General features: G+C 46.4%; 18 protein-coding genes. 4 read left to right on the plus strand and 14 right to left on the minus strand.

All coding sequences use genetic code 11. The annotated features are described in order from the left end of the window. Positions 1-47 precede the first annotated feature (47 nt). Positions 48-1,115: a DUF4829 domain-containing protein gene (locus DHAF_RS15350; protein WP_015944371.1), complete on the plus strand. Its 1,068-nt coding sequence runs from the start codon at positions 48-50 to the stop codon at positions 1,113-1,115. 266 nt (positions 1,116-1,381) lie between these two features. Here DHAF_RS15350 and rd read toward each other — a convergent pair whose 3' ends face one another. The 10 genes from rd to DHAF_RS15400 all read right to left on the minus strand — a co-directional run bounded on the left by rd (position 1,382) and on the right by DHAF_RS15400 (position 11,029). Continuing rightward, on the minus strand, positions 1,382-1,546 hold the full coding sequence (gene rd / locus DHAF_RS15355; RefSeq protein WP_011459942.1) for a rubredoxin: 165 nt from the start codon (positions 1,544-1,546) through the stop codon (positions 1,382-1,384). 112 nt (positions 1,547-1,658) lie between these two features. Continuing rightward, the gene (locus tag DHAF_RS15360) at positions 1,659-1,961 is read right to left on the minus strand and encodes a hypothetical protein (RefSeq protein ID WP_242659891.1); all 303 of its coding nucleotides are present in this window, start codon (positions 1,959-1,961) and stop codon (positions 1,659-1,661) included. 169 nt (positions 1,962-2,130) lie between these two features. After that, positions 2,131-2,826, minus strand: a complete 696-nt coding sequence (locus tag DHAF_RS15365) for an HAD family hydrolase (RefSeq protein ID WP_015944372.1) — start codon at positions 2,824-2,826, stop codon at positions 2,131-2,133. 150 nt (positions 2,827-2,976) lie between these two features. Then, complete coding sequence (gene ldhH / locus DHAF_RS15370; RefSeq protein ID WP_015944373.1) at positions 2,977-5,130, minus strand: L-lactate dehydrogenase (quinone) large subunit LdhH; 2,154 nt, start codon at positions 5,128-5,130, stop codon at positions 2,977-2,979. Then, on the minus strand, positions 5,123-5,698 hold the full coding sequence (locus DHAF_RS15375; RefSeq protein ID WP_015944374.1) for a LutC/YkgG family protein: 576 nt from the start codon (positions 5,696-5,698) through the stop codon (positions 5,123-5,125). Before DHAF_RS15375 ends, ldhH begins: the two co-directional genes overlap by 8 nt. 214 nt (positions 5,699-5,912) lie before the next feature. Then, complete coding sequence (locus DHAF_RS15380; RefSeq protein ID WP_011459944.1) at positions 5,913-7,169, minus strand: NAD(P)-dependent malic enzyme; 1,257 nt, start codon at positions 7,167-7,169, stop codon at positions 5,913-5,915. 184 nt (positions 7,170-7,353) lie between these two features. Continuing rightward, complete coding sequence (locus DHAF_RS15385; protein ID WP_005812973.1) at positions 7,354-8,241, minus strand: HpcH/HpaI aldolase/citrate lyase family protein; 888 nt, start codon at positions 8,239-8,241, stop codon at positions 7,354-7,356. Positions 8,242-8,478: 237 nt separating this feature from the next. Further along, complete coding sequence (locus DHAF_RS15390) at positions 8,479-9,375, minus strand: succinate--CoA ligase subunit alpha (protein WP_005812971.1); 897 nt, start codon at positions 9,373-9,375, stop codon at positions 8,479-8,481. A 79-nt stretch (positions 9,376-9,454) separates the two neighbouring features. After that, entirely contained in the window at positions 9,455-9,742 is a 288-nt protein-coding gene (locus DHAF_RS15395; protein ID WP_005812969.1) for a hypothetical protein, read from the minus strand. A 9-nt stretch (positions 9,743-9,751) separates the two neighbouring features. Beyond that, positions 9,752-11,029: an ATP-grasp domain-containing protein gene (locus tag DHAF_RS15400; RefSeq protein WP_005812967.1), complete on the minus strand. Its 1,278-nt coding sequence runs from the start codon at positions 11,027-11,029 to the stop codon at positions 9,752-9,754. Between the two features lie 502 nt (positions 11,030-11,531). Here DHAF_RS15400 and DHAF_RS15405 point away from each other — a divergent pair. Then, the gene (locus tag DHAF_RS15405; RefSeq protein ID WP_005812965.1) at positions 11,532-12,290 is read left to right on the plus strand and encodes a tetratricopeptide repeat protein; all 759 of its coding nucleotides are present in this window, start codon (positions 11,532-11,534) and stop codon (positions 12,288-12,290) included. Positions 12,291-12,472: 182 nt separating this feature from the next. Next, positions 12,473-12,691, plus strand: coding sequence for a hypothetical protein (locus tag DHAF_RS15410; RefSeq protein ID WP_005812963.1), 219 nt, complete (start codon positions 12,473-12,475; stop codon positions 12,689-12,691). Here DHAF_RS15410 and DHAF_RS15415 read toward each other — a convergent pair whose 3' ends face one another. From DHAF_RS15415 to DHAF_RS15430, 4 genes are all read right to left on the minus strand, one after another. Beyond that, positions 12,692-13,144, minus strand: coding sequence for an N-acetyltransferase (locus DHAF_RS15415; protein ID WP_015944375.1), 453 nt, complete (start codon positions 13,142-13,144; stop codon positions 12,692-12,694). A gap of 191 nt (positions 13,145-13,335) precedes the next feature. Continuing rightward, on the minus strand, positions 13,336-14,571 hold the full coding sequence (locus DHAF_RS15420; RefSeq protein WP_015944376.1) for a hypothetical protein: 1,236 nt from the start codon (positions 14,569-14,571) through the stop codon (positions 13,336-13,338). Positions 14,572-14,647: 76 nt separating this feature from the next. Then, the gene (locus DHAF_RS15425; protein ID WP_015944377.1) at positions 14,648-15,706 is read right to left on the minus strand and encodes a DmpA family aminopeptidase; all 1,059 of its coding nucleotides are present in this window, start codon (positions 15,704-15,706) and stop codon (positions 14,648-14,650) included. A 47-nt stretch (positions 15,707-15,753) separates the two neighbouring features. Beyond that, on the minus strand, positions 15,754-16,332 hold the full coding sequence (locus DHAF_RS15430) for a TetR/AcrR family transcriptional regulator (RefSeq protein WP_005812956.1): 579 nt from the start codon (positions 16,330-16,332) through the stop codon (positions 15,754-15,756). Between the two features lie 336 nt (positions 16,333-16,668). Between DHAF_RS15430 and DHAF_RS15435 the strand changes: the two genes are divergently transcribed. Beyond that, positions 16,669-17,154, plus strand: coding sequence for an HD domain-containing protein (locus DHAF_RS15435; RefSeq protein ID WP_015944378.1), 486 nt, complete (start codon positions 16,669-16,671; stop codon positions 17,152-17,154). Positions 17,155-17,184: the final 30 nt, after the last annotated feature.

Here is a 17,184-nt window from a genome sequence, read left to right on the forward strand (position 1 = left end):
GAGGGGATACGACACTGAAGGATTAATTTCCCAAGGAGGTGAGTGGTATGAGAGTATGGCTAACCCTGATCCTGGCATTATTTTTATGCGCGGGCTGCGGCAATCCGCAGATAGGAAATACTGCCGTACTCAGTCAGGCGGATCAGAATGCGGCTTTAGAAGTCGTAAAGCAGCATCTGGAAGGCATGAAAAACGATTTTGGTGTCATCAGCCTTGAGATCAACAGCATCCAGGCCATCCGGAACGAGCAGCATATCCAAACTATCTTAAGCGGCGAAGCTGCCGTCATGATGGGCTTGACCGAAGAAAAGATCGCTTTGGTGGATGCTTATCTCAATGTTCAGTATGACGGGACCAAGGTTCCTTACAACAGCGGAGAGAACCAATATATCGGCTTTACGCTGGTCAGGGAGAATAAAGAAAAACCCTGGATCATAGCGAATTCCGGCCAAGGTATGGGTGGCGTAGCTCTTGTAGATTTTGAGAATCCTTACCCGGAAAAAAGCGCGGAGCTGTACGTCTGGAAAAATAAAGAGCTGACCAGCAATGACCATACTTATTTTACGGTATTTGACAATGATACAAATGGGCTAAACAAAAACAGGCCGGAAAGCGAGATTTATAATCTTGACGCGGCCAGCGACAGCATCGACTTTATCAATTTAAGGCTGGCGGGGATTCCCAACCTAACCTGCCTGGCGGTCTATCAAATGAACACCACGGATTTCACCAAAGAAGAGATGGCGGACATCCTCGGCTATCTTGTCCTCAATGCCGATCATCACCGTATAACCCTTGGCCTGTGGGAGCCGGATGGTTTGAATTCGGTGAATGGTTCGCACATCATAAATAGCTTGCAAAGAAAGGGTTTTAACGGAAAGCTTAAAGATGTTACGGACGATCTGATCCAGCATCCCGAACTGATTCCCTATGACGGGGTTCTGGGCGGAACGATGGGCTTCTACTTTCCGGAGGATATTCATGTCCTTACGGATAAATGGGTCCTTGCTTATTTTGAAGATGGCCATATCAGCGGCTATATGCTGCTGGAATATACTATAAATAATGACTCAATTTCCTGGCGGGTCATGGAGTCTTATTTGAACGGAGAATGAGCATATTTAAATATCCCGAATAACTTAGAAAAATATGGATGTGTTGTCACATCCATAATCCAACCGCATAGACTATAGTAGATGTCCGGGAAAATAAATAAAATTCACCAGGAAGTACGGACTGGTGACGGGCATCGCCTTGGGCGAAAAGAATTCAAAATCTTCATCGATGAAGATTTTGCCTTACTCCCGGTCAGGGTCTGTAAGGTTTAACCATAAAATTGCAAAAAACCTGTCAAATGTGACAGGTTTTTTATACGGGAACATTAATCTTCGTATACTTCAAATTGATCTTTGCTTACACCGCAAGTGGGGCATACCCAATCCTCGGGGATATCCTCGAAAGCTGTGCCAGGAGCTACTCCGGAATCCGGATCTCCTACTTCAGGATCATAGACATACTGACAGATGGTGCATACATACTTTTGCATCATAATTCCTCCCTTTCATGGTTTCATTAGCTTAACTTTTGATTTTTATCCTCTGAGAGAATACCTTTATATTATGTCCATTCCCTTTTTCATCATCCAATAATAAGTAAGGCTAGATGGAATTCCCATAAAATGAAATCCCGTACCGGTTCCACATGTATTTGCGGAAGATCTCAGCACATTGACAAGGAGACTCATGCTCACAAAAGCCAACTTCCAGCTTCCCTAACAGATGATGATAGAGAATATGAACATTTATATAAACATGCTGGGATACTCTGCGCACTTTAACATACTGGACGAGAGTCAGAATAAATCCCACCAGCAGCAAGCTATTGAGCCAGAAAGAAATCGCCGGGTACTTGGGAAAGAGCATGCCCCAAAGGCTGAGAAAACCAAATGAAATAACAGCCATCAAGCAAGCCACCTCCCGATGTCTTACCCTCTGCAACTCACTATATCTTCTTAAAAACTCTTCAAGGACACCCCGGATATGTTTAGGTACATGATTTGATTCTGCAGTATTCAAGACCCTTGACGGCACCTGCTGAACAAATACTCCCATTCCAGCTCCCTCACTTTGACTAGAGACTTCCTTCCCGAATCTTGCGGGTCAGATCAGAAATATCCCCTTGGTAGGTTGTCTGAATCCCCTCCACAGGCTCACCTACATAAAATGTCTGCATGCCAATCTCCTGAGCAGCCACATCCTCTACGGGATGATTGCCAACCATAAGGCATTCACTGGGCTGCAGGCCGAGATGCTCAGCTAATTCGGCATAGAAACCTGTGTGAGGCTTGCAGTGATGAAAGGACTCTATAGACGGAATGACCGAAAAGATTTGGGGGGATAACTCTGCCCAGCGAATCCGCTCTTCGATGGCTATCAAGGGCATAACCGGATTGGCCGCAATAGCTACCGTATAGCCATTTTGTAAAGCAGTCTCTACCGCCTCTTTGCCATGGGGATTTAACTTGACTAAAAGACGCAAAGCCGGAAAGTCGGTGGTGTAGAATGCTTCAAAAACCGGCCATAATGTATGATAAGTCAACCCGGTCGCTTTGGTAAAATCAGCAAAAAAAGTTTGCAGGTTGGTTTTACCCTCCTGAGGTTGTTTGATCATCACCTCAGTAGAACGGTTGAGCTGCTTGGCGAATTTATCAGGGGAAATATACTGTTTAAATCGCGGAGCCAAAAGTCCTATGTAGTTTTTCATGAATTCTTCCTGATCCATTAAGGTTAAGGTTCCATCTAAGTCAAAAAGAATAGCTTTAATCATCGTTTCTCCCAGCTCCCTGTTAATCGATAGTTTTATTTTACCACAAAATCTGCATTTCTAGGAAATATTACTTAAATAATAATTAAGGGAAGCACGGCTACGAGAGCAGTGCTTCCTTTTATCTTTCCCTTTTCCACCGGTTATTTAAAATTATTTTTGCTTTTGGCGTTTTTCCAGAAGCAACTCTGCGGTGTGTTTTACCTTGACCTTCAGGTCTGTTTGATCCAATCCGCCATTAATCTGCATCAGGCATCCCGGGCAATCCACAGCCACAACATCCGCCCCGGTGGCTTCAATATTGCGAAGTTTTCTTTCCAGAATCGGTCCGGACATTTCCGGGAATTTGATGGAATAAGAGCCGGCAAATCCGCAGCAACGATCCGACTCATTCATTTCCACCAGATCGACACCCTTGATATTGGAAAGGATGTTCCGCGGTTCCTCAATGACCCCCATTTTCCGTCTTAAGTGACAGGAATCATGATACGTAACCTTTAAGGGGACTCCGTCTCCCCCTTCTTCAAGACCGCCTAAGATGGTCAGAAGCTTGGCAAAGTCCATGGATTTCCTGCTGAGCTCTCCGGCACGTTTGAGCATAGCCGGATCGTCGGCCAGGAGTTCTCTAAAACTGTCAATCAAAGCATGGGTACAGGTGGGGCAGGCCGAAACCACATAATCCACTTTTTCGGCATCCATGGCCTCGATATTCATGATCGCTGATTTGCGGGCGTTTTGACGGTCACCCATATAAGATGCGGGAGCCCCGCAGCAGGACTGGCCTTCCGGGAAAGTTACTTTATACCCTTTTTCATTTAAAACCCTGACGACACCTTCCCCGATTTTGGGATAGACAAAGTCCACAAGGCAACCGCCAAAGAAGGCAATGGTGCCTTTAGAATTCTTAACATCCTGATTCATCTTCTTGATCACATCCCGGAAGGGAACATCGGCAATCGTGGGCAGGCTTCTCTTTTCCGTCAGTCCTGACAGGAAGAAAGGCAAATGGCGAATGGTGGGCTGACCTTTGGAAAAAGGCAGCTGGGCCTTGGAGGCCACACGCAATAAAGAGTGGAAGAGGCGTCGGTTAGAGACCACATCCAGAATGAATTTCGGAGTCATGGGCAAACCCTTTTGATCACCGATGCGATTGCGAATCTCCAGGATCATTCCCGGGATGTCCAGTTTACCGGCACATACTTCTGTACATTTGCCGCATTGGAGACAGAGATTCTGCGGATTCTCGGCATCCTTTTCCGAATTAAGGAAAGCGGTCAAAATGGTGCCGATACCCCCGGTATAAATATGTCCGTAAACATGTCCGCCTACCAGCTGGAAAGCCGGGCAAACGTTTAAACAGGCCGCACAACGGATACATTGGAACACTTGTTTGAATTGTTCATCGGCATACATTTTGCGCCGGCCATTATCCATAAGAATAATATGAAATTCTTTATCTTCTATGGAACCGTCGGGATAATAAGTAGGATTAGGGCCGGTGATCATGGTTACATAACTGGTAAGCTGCTGAGCTGTGCCATTCCGGGGCAGGGTCTGCAGGATATATCCCGCATCTTCAAAGTTCGGGACAAATTTCTCCAACCCGACCAGGAAAACATGGACACGAGGCCAGGTAGCCGTTAAGCGGGCATTTCCTTCATTGGTCATCATCATCAGGGTGCCTGTTTCAGCCACCGCGATATTGGCTCCCGAAATGCCCATATCCGCCTCCACGAACTTTTTGCGCATTTCCTGGCGGGCCGTCTTCACCAATTTGGCGATCACCGGATCGCTGGTATAGCTGAGATTATTATTAAAGGTGTCTGCAACCTGCTCTTTGGTCATATGGATAGCCGGCATTACCATGTGGGAAGGTCTCTGCCCTGCTAACTGGACGATCCATTCCCCTAAATCTGTTTCCTGAACATCAAAGCCTTCTTTAAGCAGAGCAGCATTGAGATGAATTTCTTCAGAAGCCATGGATTTGGACTTGACAATATTTTTAACCTTTTGTTGTTTGGCCAGCTCGATAATATATTGTTTGGCATCGTCACCTGTTGCGGCATGAAAAACCTTAGCCCCCCGCGCTGTGGCAGCCTTTTCGAATTGCTCAATCATCTCATCCAAATGCTCGGCGGCATAGGATTTTACTTCGACCACTTTTTCACGCAGGGCAGCAAAATCATACCCTTGGTAAGCTTGTTCCCGGTTTTTCCCATAGACATCCCCGAAACGGCCTAATGCCCCTCTAAGGATATCATTCTCCAGGGCATTCTCGATTTCTTGTTTAAAATGTGCATTAGCCATTGACTACACCCTCCCCTGCCTGTTCATCCACAAATACGGCCACCAGCTGCTCAGGGCCGTGAACGCCGATGGTCAGGACACGTTCAATATCCGAAGTCCGGCTGGGACCTGTGATAAAACCAACAAACCCCGGAATTCTGGGTTCGTTATGAACGGTGGCCAGAGCAGTCATCAGATTCGGCAGCAGAGTCGAGGTTTGAACTAAGGCTATATGTATGGGAGTAAATGAGGAACAAAGGCGTTCATTCACATCTTCCGCATATTGAATCAAGGTCCCTAATTCGGCAACAGCCCATTTCACTTCTGTTATCCCTGCGCCCACCGTAGGAGTAACTTCCGGATAGCGCTCCATGTATACTGTTACCCCGTGAGCTGAAAGCTTCTCTGGCAAGTTCATCGCTTCAGCCATGGGAGAATTCACCATTGCTACGCTTTCAATTCCCTTTTCTTTCATGATTTGAGCAATAAGCTCCTCAGCCTCTTTGAGAGTTTTTACACGATGACTCTCGCCGGACACAGCTTGGAGCTTCGTCTGAAAACGCTCATATAAATGATTTAAATCTTCCATCAGGCACACCCCTTCTTCATTTCTCTCTCTATTAAAACCCGGCCCTCCCTATCGTCTCATTTGGTCAGGCCACCATGCCAATAGGTTACCTCAAAATACAGAAAATTTCAATGTCTTTCTAAAATTTATTCAGGATAAATTTCCTTTGCATATAAAAAAGCGGGGAAGAGATGGTTTGAAGCCATCTCTTCCCCGCTCAAAGGTTTTTGGATTCTTATTTATATTGGTTTGCTAATCTCTTTTTAAGTCCATCAGCAACTTCCTGAGGATCCATGGGGCGTCTGGCAATGCCGGAATCTATGGCTGCTTTAGCGACTGCGGCCGCTACTGCAGGAGCAACTTCCGGATTGAAGGTGCTGGGAATGATATAATCGGCACTGAGTTCTTCATCCTTGACAATACCGGCAATGGCATAGGCAGCAGCAACTTTCATAGCATCGTTGATATCGGTGGCCCGCACATCAATCGCTCCGCGGAACATTCCCGGGAAGGCCAGCACGTTATTGATCTGGTTGATCACGTCGGAGCGTCCGGTGGAAATAACTTTGGCACCGGCCTCAAACGCTCTTTCGATGGGCCAGATTTCCGGTATAGGATTAGCTTGGCAGAAGACGATGGGATCTTTAGCCATGGAACGGATCATGTCTTCATTGAGGACATTAGCCGCGGAAATTCCGATGAAGGCATCGGCACCGACCAAAGCACCAGCAAGATCACCGCTGAATTTCTCAGGATTGGTTGCTTTAGCGATTTCTTCTTTCCAAGGATTCATACCTACTGTACGACCTTCGTAAATCGCTCCTTTGGTATCGCACATGATCACGTTTTTCAAGCCCATGCTCATGAGAAGCTTAATGATCGCGATGCCCGCTGCGCCTGCACCATTAGCGACGACTTTAATGTCTTCGATTTTCTTGCCTACGACCTTAAGTGCATTGACTAAACCGGCTAAAGTAACAACAGCTGTACCATGTTGGTCATCATGGAAAATCGGTCCTTTGAAAATACCGCGGGCTTTAAGTTTTTCTTCGATTTCAAAGCATTCGGGAGCTTTGATATCTTCTAAGTTAACACCACCAAAGGTAGGTGAGGTTAATTCAACAATCTCGACAATTTTATCCACATCGGTTGTGTTTACGCAAAGAGGAAAGGCATCAACATCCCCAAAGGCTTTGAAGAGGAGTGATTTACCTTCCATAACCGGCATAGAAGCCGCGGCACCCAGGTCACCGAGACCTAAAATAGCTGTTCCGTTGGAAACGATGCTGACATAGTTGGCGTGATTGGTGTAGATATCGAGGTTTTCCAGATCGGCAGCAATTTCCTTGACCGGTTCCGCAACGCCCGGAGAGTAAGCAAGGGTGAGATCATCCCGGTCCTGGGCCGGAACAGTAACACGAACTTCCAGCTTGCCCGGTTGCACTTTGTGAAATTCTAAAGCTTCTTCACGCAGGTTTTTAATACGGCTCATTCAGACATCCCCTCTCATTTTCGGTTAAAGGATAGTATATGTTTTACCTGAAAATGTATGACAAATCAGCAACGCTTACATATAATGAAACGGTGTTTCGCAGTTCTTCAATATAGGCGGCCGCTTCCTGAGAAGCGACCCGCCCTATTCAAATCTACGCTTGAAACAGCATGTTTATGACGGCTTATTTGCCGGCGGTTTTAGCATCAATTTCAGCTTGAGAAGCTAAGATATCTTTGGCATTGAGATAAACGGGGGTATCAACCATTTTTCCATTTAAGGAAACGGCAGCTTTGCCTTTGGCCAGACCTTCTTCTTCAAAGACTTTTACGACGTCATTTGCCCATTTAACATCGGCAGGATCCGGAGCATACATTCTGTTGGAAGGTTCAACTTGTCCTGGATGAATGATCATACGGCCTTCATAACCCATTTGCTTACCTTCGGCAACGTTCTTTTCAAAGGCAGGGATATTGGCATAATCAACGAAAGGAGCGTCGATAGCAACGATTCCGGCAGCACGGCAGGCTACGCCCACTTTTGCACGGCCATATTGCTGTTCAACAGCTTCATTAGTGATTTTGACGCGCATGTCACGGCAATAGTCAACAGCACCAAAGATAGCATTGACATTGCGCTTGCTGGCTAAGCAGCATTCTTCAGCGTGGGCAATACCTTTAGCTGTTTCCAGAAGCATGGAGATTTTTACAGTTCCGACAGGAATTCCGCGGCGCATTTCCAGCTCTTCCAGTTTCCACTCCAGACGTTGTACGTCTGCGGCACAACCGGTTTTTGCCAAGGTAACGCCATTGAGGCCAGGCCAAACGATGGCTTCCAGGTCATCATTGGTTAAGCCGGTTTCCCAGTTATTGATACGGACAAATACTTGGGCGCCACCTTTGGCACCATATTCTAAATTCTCTCTTACGATCTGACGAGCTGTTTCTTTTTCCGCGGGTGGTACAGCATCCTCTAAATCGAAGGTAATGATGTCGGCAGGAATTTCAGGTGCTTTAGCCACCATTTTAGGATTGTTTCCGGGAATGTACATAACGGATCTCATAACAGCCATGGTAGATATACCCCCTAATAATTTAATAATATTTCTAAGAGCATTTGCTCCTAGTTGCGAAGTGAATCAATAGATGCCCGCCAGTTATTTGATGGTTATTCGATGGCTGACCGCCACTGAATCAGAACGCCACTCAGTGACGCTAAGTCATCGAATAACCGACTTTATGTTTTCCATTCTGGTATAGACGAAGCTATCCCGTCTATACCAGAATGATTGGAGGTAAATAATCCGACCTTATTTACCCAGCTTTTCCTTAAGGATCAACGGAATGTCTGTCGGTCTTTCCGCTACAAAGCCACCAGCTTTGGTGATCGCTTCCATCTTGCTCTTGGCCGAACCGCGTCCACGCTCAACGATATTGGAGGCATGGGAGAAGCGTTGACCTTCCGGCGCCCAAGCACCAGCTACATAGATGACAAAAGGCTTTGTGAATTTACCAGCGGCGATCACTTCCGCACATTCTTCTTCCTGGGTGCCGCCGATTTCTGCGTAGACAGCCACGCCATGAGTATCGGGATCTTCCTCGAAGAAGGGTAACAGATCGGCCATGGAGGTGCCAAGCACCGGCTCTGTTCCGGTATGAATAACGGTGCTGACTCCGAAGCCGCCTTCTCTCAGTACCCACGGAATGGTACCTGATTGACCGCCACTGCGTGAAAAGACACCGATATGACCTTTTTGGAAGAACTTATTAGCCCACTCCACGTTGCCGCCCAGCCAGCCGACGACAGCTTCTCCCGGAGTGAGGATACCAATGGAACCCGGTCCAATCAATCTTGAACCTTTCCCTTTCGCATAGGCGATCATTTCCATAATGTCATGAATAGGAGTACCTTCCACACAAGGAATAATGTTCTTAACCCCTGCGTCGGCAGCTTCCATAACAGCTGTCTTTAAAGCGCTTCCCGGTACGAAGATAACACTGAAATCAATGTCACCCTGTTCGCGGACAATCTCCTTGACGGTATTGAACACCGGAACACCGTGAACCTCTTGCCCCATTTTTCCGGGACTTGTGCCGCCGATCAGATTCGTACCATAGTCTTTCATATATTTTGTCCGCACCGAGCCTTCTCGTCCGGTAATTCCCTGGACAACCACTTTGGTCTCTTTGTTGATCAAAATGCCCATTCTTATCCCTCATTTAAACAAATTGCTGGTTTACCCAGTGTAACCTATCTATGCGTTAGTCTTTCAATCGATCCTGTGATTATGCGCGTTTTGCCAAGTATGCGTCCAGACCGGCTACAGGAACTTCAATGGAGATGGCATCCTTGCCGCGGAATTTACAAGCAAATTCACAGGCCAGACATTCTGTGCCGAGACGAAGAACTTCTTCCTCAGTCCGGTGAGCCACTGAAGCTCTGCCTTGATCATCTATGCCCAACAAACCTCTCGCATACTTTTTGCAGGCGTCTGCACATGCTTTTGTTTCGCACGCATCACACTTGCTGGTATCGATTGTGATTTTGCAACTTTTTTCAGCGAATTCCAGCACGTTATTTCCCTACTTTCCTTGAGCTTCTTTCTCAGCCCGATAGTCTTTGCTCAGAGCTAAAAGTCTTTCACCAATGAACTTCGTATCGGTTACATATTCTTTGCCGTAAATCTCAATTCTCTTTCCAGGTCCATCGCTGGTCATCAGATCAGCCAGTCCGGTTTTGAGAATTTCCAAAGATTCATCTTCCCGGTTGCCGCAAAGCAGGAGCACACAAGGCAATCCTGGTTTTTGAGTGGGGAGGATTTCACGAAGCACTTTGACTATAGCATGAGCATGATGCCATTGTTCCTGGTTGGCCATCATAAAGCCCCCAAGTAGGTAGCCGTCAATATTGGGCTGGGAAAGCACCGATTTGGCAACGCGATAAATTTTGGAAGCTACGGGGTTGCCGCTGGTGTCGGCATAGTTGGCCGGCTTCAGACCTACTTGATTAAGAGCATCCAAGCCCATCATCGCCGAACCGCCGCCGATGGGATGATAGCCAACATATCCGGGGCTGACTTCATCGTATCCCATATTCATAAGGAAGCCTGTGCCACGGGCATCGGTTTCCTCAATGCTCCAGCCGATGTAGTCCAACTCTGTGGGCTCACCAGGCAGGTCGCGGGCGATGTCAAAGCCGAACTCGGGATGACGGCCTACGGAACTGTTGTCGATTTCCATCTTGCAGTCGGCACAGATGAGATTGCCATTCCCTGTCATAACGAAGGGGTTGATCTCAAGGGTCATACAGTCGTATTTCTTATAAGTTTGAGAAAGTTTCGTCAAAAATTTAGCAAACTTCGTTAATTCTTCCGGAGCTATTCCTGCTTTAGCAGCCAAATCTACCGCATCATAAGTCTGCAGTCCATTGATGGGGTCCACATTGATCTTCAGTAATTTGTCTTCCGGGACACTTTCAATATCCATACCGCCCTCAACGCTGAACATAAGCATTGGTGAACGGGCTTCCTTTGCTCCGTTAACGACAAAGGAGCAATAGAACTCTTTTTTGATATCCAATTTTTCTTCCACAAGAACTTTGCGCACCGGTAAGCCTTTTACTGTTTTGGAGAGAATTTCAGCAGCAGCTGCTGCTGCCTCATCGGGAGTGTTAACCAGTTTAACAATCCCAGCTTTACCACGACCACCCGCTTGTACCTGACCTTTTACCGCAACAGGACCGCCAATCCATTCAGCGGCTTCCCTTGCTTCTTCGGGGGTCGATGCCGGACGACCCTTAGGTACCGGCATTCCTGCTTTTGCAAGCCATTCTTTACCTTGATACTCTAGAAATCTTGCCATGCATAAATCCCTTCCATACTGTTTTTTCTGTACCAGAGACGTTTTTTACCTGACTAAAGAAGTCTCTCACCCCTTCCCTTGACTCTACTTTAAATCAATGATTTTAGGTTGAGCACCATGGATAGGATAAGGAATACAAAGGTTTGTTGTTTCACATGTCGAAACTCAGTTTCATTATTCTTTGTATAATCTTATTATCTATGGAACAGGTCCTTTAGTCAACCTTTTTGTGCATAAATTAGATAAGATAATCTATTGCGAATATTTAGAACTCTTCTTTCGTAATGGGTTATCTGTTTCATTTTAATAAAACTACGTTTTACCATTCAAAACATTAATTATTTATTTCTATATTCTTTACCAAAATCCTGCAAAGAAATCAAAAAATTATTATACCTCCTGAAGGTCAGACCATTAAAAGAGATCATCATCCCAAGTATCATATTGCATGAACCAGGCTCATATAATTCACCATAGATTGTCTGATATCAGGAGGTTATGCATGCGTCAAATCCAATATGATTTGGAAATCATCTATGTCTATAAACTTTATTACTTCTTCTCTTTGCTTATCTTCATTTGCCCGACCAGTCTCATCTTAGGCTGGCGCTTTGGCCAAATGCTCGGGCTCTTGATCTTTATCCTCGGTTTTCTTCTTGCCTATTTTTTAATGATGCACAAAAAAAGTTTTCCCACCCCGGACAAAAAGATCACTGCCCGCAAAATGGCAAAGGAAATCACTCAGGATTCCACACCCTTAGCAATTTCCCATTTTTCCAGTCAACTTTATTTTTATTTTAATGAAAAGAGGCAGGCTATCGCTTTATTGGAAAAATACCAAAACACCCATGATCCCCTTTTGTGTGCAACCCTTGCCGACATTCTCCTGCGTGAGGGCCGCCCCAGGCATGCCTTAAGGATAGTTCATGATAACCCTCACCATACTTCAGATCCGCTTCTGCTTTGTGTGCTGGGCCATATACTGCGGCAGATGAATGAATGGCAGGCTGCCATTAGGATTTACGAACTAAGCCTGGCTCTATCCAAAAAATCCGGGTTTCCCTGCAATGGCGCTAATCGGTTCACTCAGTTTCTGCTCACCTTAAGTTACACTGCCACGATTCATCATTCTCTTGGCGATTGTTATCTCATTTTGAAGAATTACTCCCAAGCGAAAAAGCACTACTTATTGGGGAATATTCGTATCTTTGATGTTTCTCTTTGGCGAACCGGCAAGGTCCCCACGACTCATACGGCATAAATTTACACAAAAACACTATTTTTCATCATTCTTTATCTAATTAAACGGCTTGTTCTCTCCTAATTACAACATTTTTTACGGAAGGAATTTTTTATAATAGAGACAACTTAAGATAATACAGATTTCTCTAAAATATTTTTTCTTTGTCAAATAGAATAAGTAATAGGAAGGTGAAATGGGTTATGTTGTCATCTCATGAGGATGCCCTGGAATTTATTCGTGAATTTGAGTCTTCTTGCCGAGAGGTTTTGATTGCTCAGGGTACTAGTGAACATGATTTAGCCACTGCTTACCTTGAGTTACAATGGAAATTTCTGCGCATGATACTCGACGACAGTGGAACCTTGTCACACCGCTCCGCCCGGGGAATTTGCCACAGCAAATCCTCTTCGATTGCCTGATTACAGGTTCAGCATCATGGCATTTTCATCACAGTTAGGGAACTTTACACAATGGATGCAATCTTTCCATACTTTATGGGGCATATCTTCTTTATTGATCATAATAAAACCGCAGCGTTCAAAAAAACCAGGTTGATAGGTCAGGGTAAACACTCTGGGGCAAAGGATGGTTCGGGCATCAGCCAGCAAAGCATTAACGAGGCTTCTGCCTACCCCTTGCCCCTGATACTCTTCCAACACGGCAAGAGTCCGTATCTCCGCCAGATCATCCCAGATAATATGCAGAGCGCCTATGCCGATGATTCTATCCTGTTCTTCGACCACCAGGAATTCTCTAAGGCCTTCATAGAGTGAGTTCCGTGACCGCGGCAGCATCAGCCCCTGGTCGGCAAAATGGTTAACGAGTGACATCATCGCTTCTACGTCTGGTAATTTTGCTCTTCTTAAGTTCATAGCGTGTTCCTCCATACAATTTGTATAATTATACAACACATTCAATATTTATTACAGAACTTTTTTAATTGCTTTCAACAGAAACCAACCAAAATGGCTTCGCCATAGCATAAGTGCAGAACCCCCTGATGTTTATCGGTACACAGGGGGTTCTGCACTGTTATTAGTAGCCTTCAGAGTTCTACGAACTCCTAAGAATACTCATCAATGATTCTTTCCCGGTAGGGGGCACTCCGGCAAACCAGCTCGTTAAGGCCCTCTGCTTGCCAATCATTGGGCAAAATCCATACCTGATATCTCTCCGGATACTTTAGCCAGGAAAGCCACAATCTCAGTTCTTCTTCAAAGTCTTTTAAGGTAAGCCAATGAATCTGCATATCCCAGGCCGTGTTGGCTTTGGTTTTATCAAGATGAAGCAAGGTACTCTTTTCCAAAACGCTGGACAGCAGAATCGCTTGACTGGCCTGTGTCAACGGTTTATCCAGGATGGGACAGATGACACTGATTTGGCCGTTTCCTTCGAAATAATGCCATTGACCCAAATCCGCTATCCAGGATTCACTTCGATCTTTAGGCAGCCATGGCCAATCTTTGGGGGAACCCCATAAGGAGGAAAGTATCCCGCCCCCTTGATAAAGCCATAAAGAGAGTTGATCTTTCGGCTTAAGCTGTCCTTTGCGCTCCTTCTCCTCTAAATCATCCAAGATTGTCAGGATTGCTGTACAGAATTCGCTGTTCAATTCCCCTGAAGCATCCACCCAGCCTTGACGCAGAAGGGACTGAGCCTTTTCATCATGTTTCAATCCCTTGAGCTTCGTTGTCAGTTCAAATTTCTTTCCCTTGCGTTTAATCTCAGCAATCTCGATGTTTCCCCACAGATAGGAAATAGTCAGGGGTTTTAGCTCGCAGCGCACTCCCCGTTGGGCAAGTTTATCAAAAAATCCTTTCACCACAAAGAGTTGGTGCTGGGCTACCGGGTTTAATTCCTGCCTCCATTTCAACCAGTTGGGTCGGCGTTCTCCAACCGCAATCCGCTTCTGACCACCTGACGGTGCTTCAGGTATCAAATAGAGACTGGGGGATAAGCGCTCCCGCCAATACACAGCCTTGGCATTGATGAGTCCTCCCATTTTTGCTAAAGCATGCAATAGAAAAGGTGAAAAATCAGGTGCAATAAAATATATGACCGTTCGTGCCCCATTGCTCAAACGGTTCGCCCAAAGCATGCCGGCTAATAAAAACTCCTCTTCTTTCGGCAGGATTCGGCTGGCCACGATGCCAACCCGCAATGCAGTCTCCCCGCCAACGAAATAACTATACTGCTGTGGCAGGCGCAAATCTTTTCTTTTTTCGGCAGGGCACTCCTGCCAGTTTTGGGCAATAAAAACATCCGGATGCTGCTCCCAGATTTCAAGCCAATTATTCACAATGATCCTCCCTTAACTTTTGTCACACTACATATTTACGCACAAACCAGGAATATCATGCCATCTTCAGGAGAAATTAGCCCATCCAGGATAATACTTCGGCAATGGGAAGCGCTTGGCATAAATGCCAATCCCGCCCTACCATTGATGTAGCATAGAACAGGGAATTCCAGATGCTTTCAGCCGTTATTTCCACCACTGCTTTAAAAAAGGGATCCAGCTCCCAATCGCTGAGCGGTGCTTCAAATTCCAAGCCGGTGTTGCTGACCATCAAGCAAAACTCTCCGCTCCCCATCCGCGATATGCCCCCCGTCCGGCCTAATCCCATAGGGGCCCTTGCCGCCAGCATATGCAGTTGCCGGCAACTGAGAGGAGCATCCGTCATACCCACTAAAATAAGAGAGCCTGGAACCTGGCAAAGCATTTCTTGCAGGTTAGCCCTCTTCATCATTAAACCTATCGGAACACCGTTGATAAGCATATCTTCTAAATGCCCAAAGTTGGTCAAGGCCAACATACCCACCCGATAATCTTTGCCCTGGCTGGGAACAATACGTGAAGCACTGCCAATCCCGCCTTTCAGCTGAAATAAGCACATTCCCACTCCCGCCCCCACACATCCCTGAGCCAGCGGGCCTGCCGCGGCACGGTTCAGGGCTAAAATCCCATCCCAGGGCTTCACATGGCGGCCACGGATATCATTCAGATAGGAGTCATCGCATTCGAAAACCACCAAATTAGGGGTTCGGGCATCATGGCCTATCTCCGGATTTTCCTGCAGCAAATAAGTCAGCATTCCTTGAGCTGCGTCATAGACACTCAAGGTATTAGTTAAGAAAATGGGAGAATTCAGCAGACCGGTCTCTTGGATATAAGGCACACCCAGAGACTTGCCAAAACCATTCATGACGTGAATTCCCGCCCGGCAGGGCTCACGATAGATATTCCCCGGGTGAGGACGAATGGCTGTAATGCCGGTGCGGACAGGACCCACGCCGGGAATGAGGGGACCGTAACCTTTGATTAAAGAAACATGACCCACCAAGACTCCGGGCACATCCGTGATATCGTTATGTAATCCAGGTGCCAGCTCCCCCATCCATAAGCCGCAGGACCGGGCACTTCGCCGCTCCATTTATACCACCCCCTGACACTTTATGCGTCCTGGGGGATAGATTAGTACTAGGCTCTAAGCTTCCGTTCACTCAGTCCTTCAAAAAAGAGATTAAGGACATCCTCCATCTCTTTCTCTAAATCCCCTTCTCCTGTAACAAACCAATGCAGAAAATGCTGCAGCACCATACCCTGCAGGCTTTCTGCCAAAAAGACCGGATCATAGCGTTTATTAATTTCGCCAATACGCTGGCCATGGCTGATAATACCGATAATTCCATAGTGCAAGCCTTTATCCAGCTCAGCTTCTTCCCTGTTTTTAAGCGCCACCCAGGCTAATTCCCTTTCCCGGATCATAAATTGAGACCAATTCCTCAGCACGTGAGCCAAACGTTCCTGAAGAGAGTACCCTGCCTCCCGGCCTGAAGCGATCAGTTCCTGATAGTTGCGCCGGGAATACTCCAAAACAACGGCCTCCTTGGATTGAAAGTAATTATAAAAGGTCCCCTTGCCTACGTCAGCCAGTTGGGTAATCTGCTCCACTGAAGTTTGTTCATAGCCTTGTTGGCGAAAAAGCTCCATGGCACACTCATAAAGTCGGGTATACGTCTCCAGTTTCTTTCTCTCCCGGCGAGATAACTCAGACATACTCAATCCTCCTTTTACAAATTAAAGAAAACCCGGCTTCGCCGTGCCTTAAACGCATACTTACGAAGGAGGCGAAGTCGCTGGTTGCCCTTATGCTTAGAAAGTATATAGCGCAAGCTTATACTTTCTGATAGTGCCAGGGAAATAGCACCTCTTTCTTTATTCGTTATATTCCATTATTTTCCTTCTGCAAAAAGCCTTGTCCGGCATATTTTTCAGCATCCTGCCCCAGATATTGCTGACACCGGTTCTAACACCGGTCAATGTACAATCAGCAGGGTCCGTTGTAAAATGGTATAAAAGGTATCAGCAAATACTGAGTTTCAGGGGGTCTCCATGTTTTACCGCATCCATCAATTTTGGCAAGCCATCCACCCCATCATCACAGAAGATGAACTGGCCTGGGTCATATCCCTGCTGCCCGCCCCAAGCCTTGCTCTGTTCCAAGGTCAGCCCCTTCCGGAACAGCGTCATGCACTGGATGTGGCACAGGACTTATGGAGTTCCGGGATTCGGGACTCACATCTTCTTATCGCTGCTCTTCTTCATGATTGCGGCAAGACAAGATATCCTCTCCAACTATGGGAGCGGGTTGCGATTGTTTTGCTGCAAAAGGCACCCCGCAAAATTTGGCATACTTTAAGCCGCTCCTCCCTCCCACTTGCCGCCTCCTTGCAGGCGGCTGAAGCTCATCCGCTTTGGGGAGCGGAAATGGCGTCACACCTCGGTTTAGACCCCCGCATCGTCGAGCTGATCAGGGAACATCACACACCTCACAGCCAGGAAGGATATTTGCTTTACCAGGCGGATAACCGGCACTAGTACTCTATAACGCCTAATTCTTCACATATT

The sequence above is a fragment of the Desulfitobacterium hafniense DCB-2 genome, assembly GCF_000021925.1.
GTDB classification, from domain to species: Bacteria; Bacillota; Desulfitobacteriia; order Desulfitobacteriales; family Desulfitobacteriaceae; genus Desulfitobacterium; species Desulfitobacterium hafniense.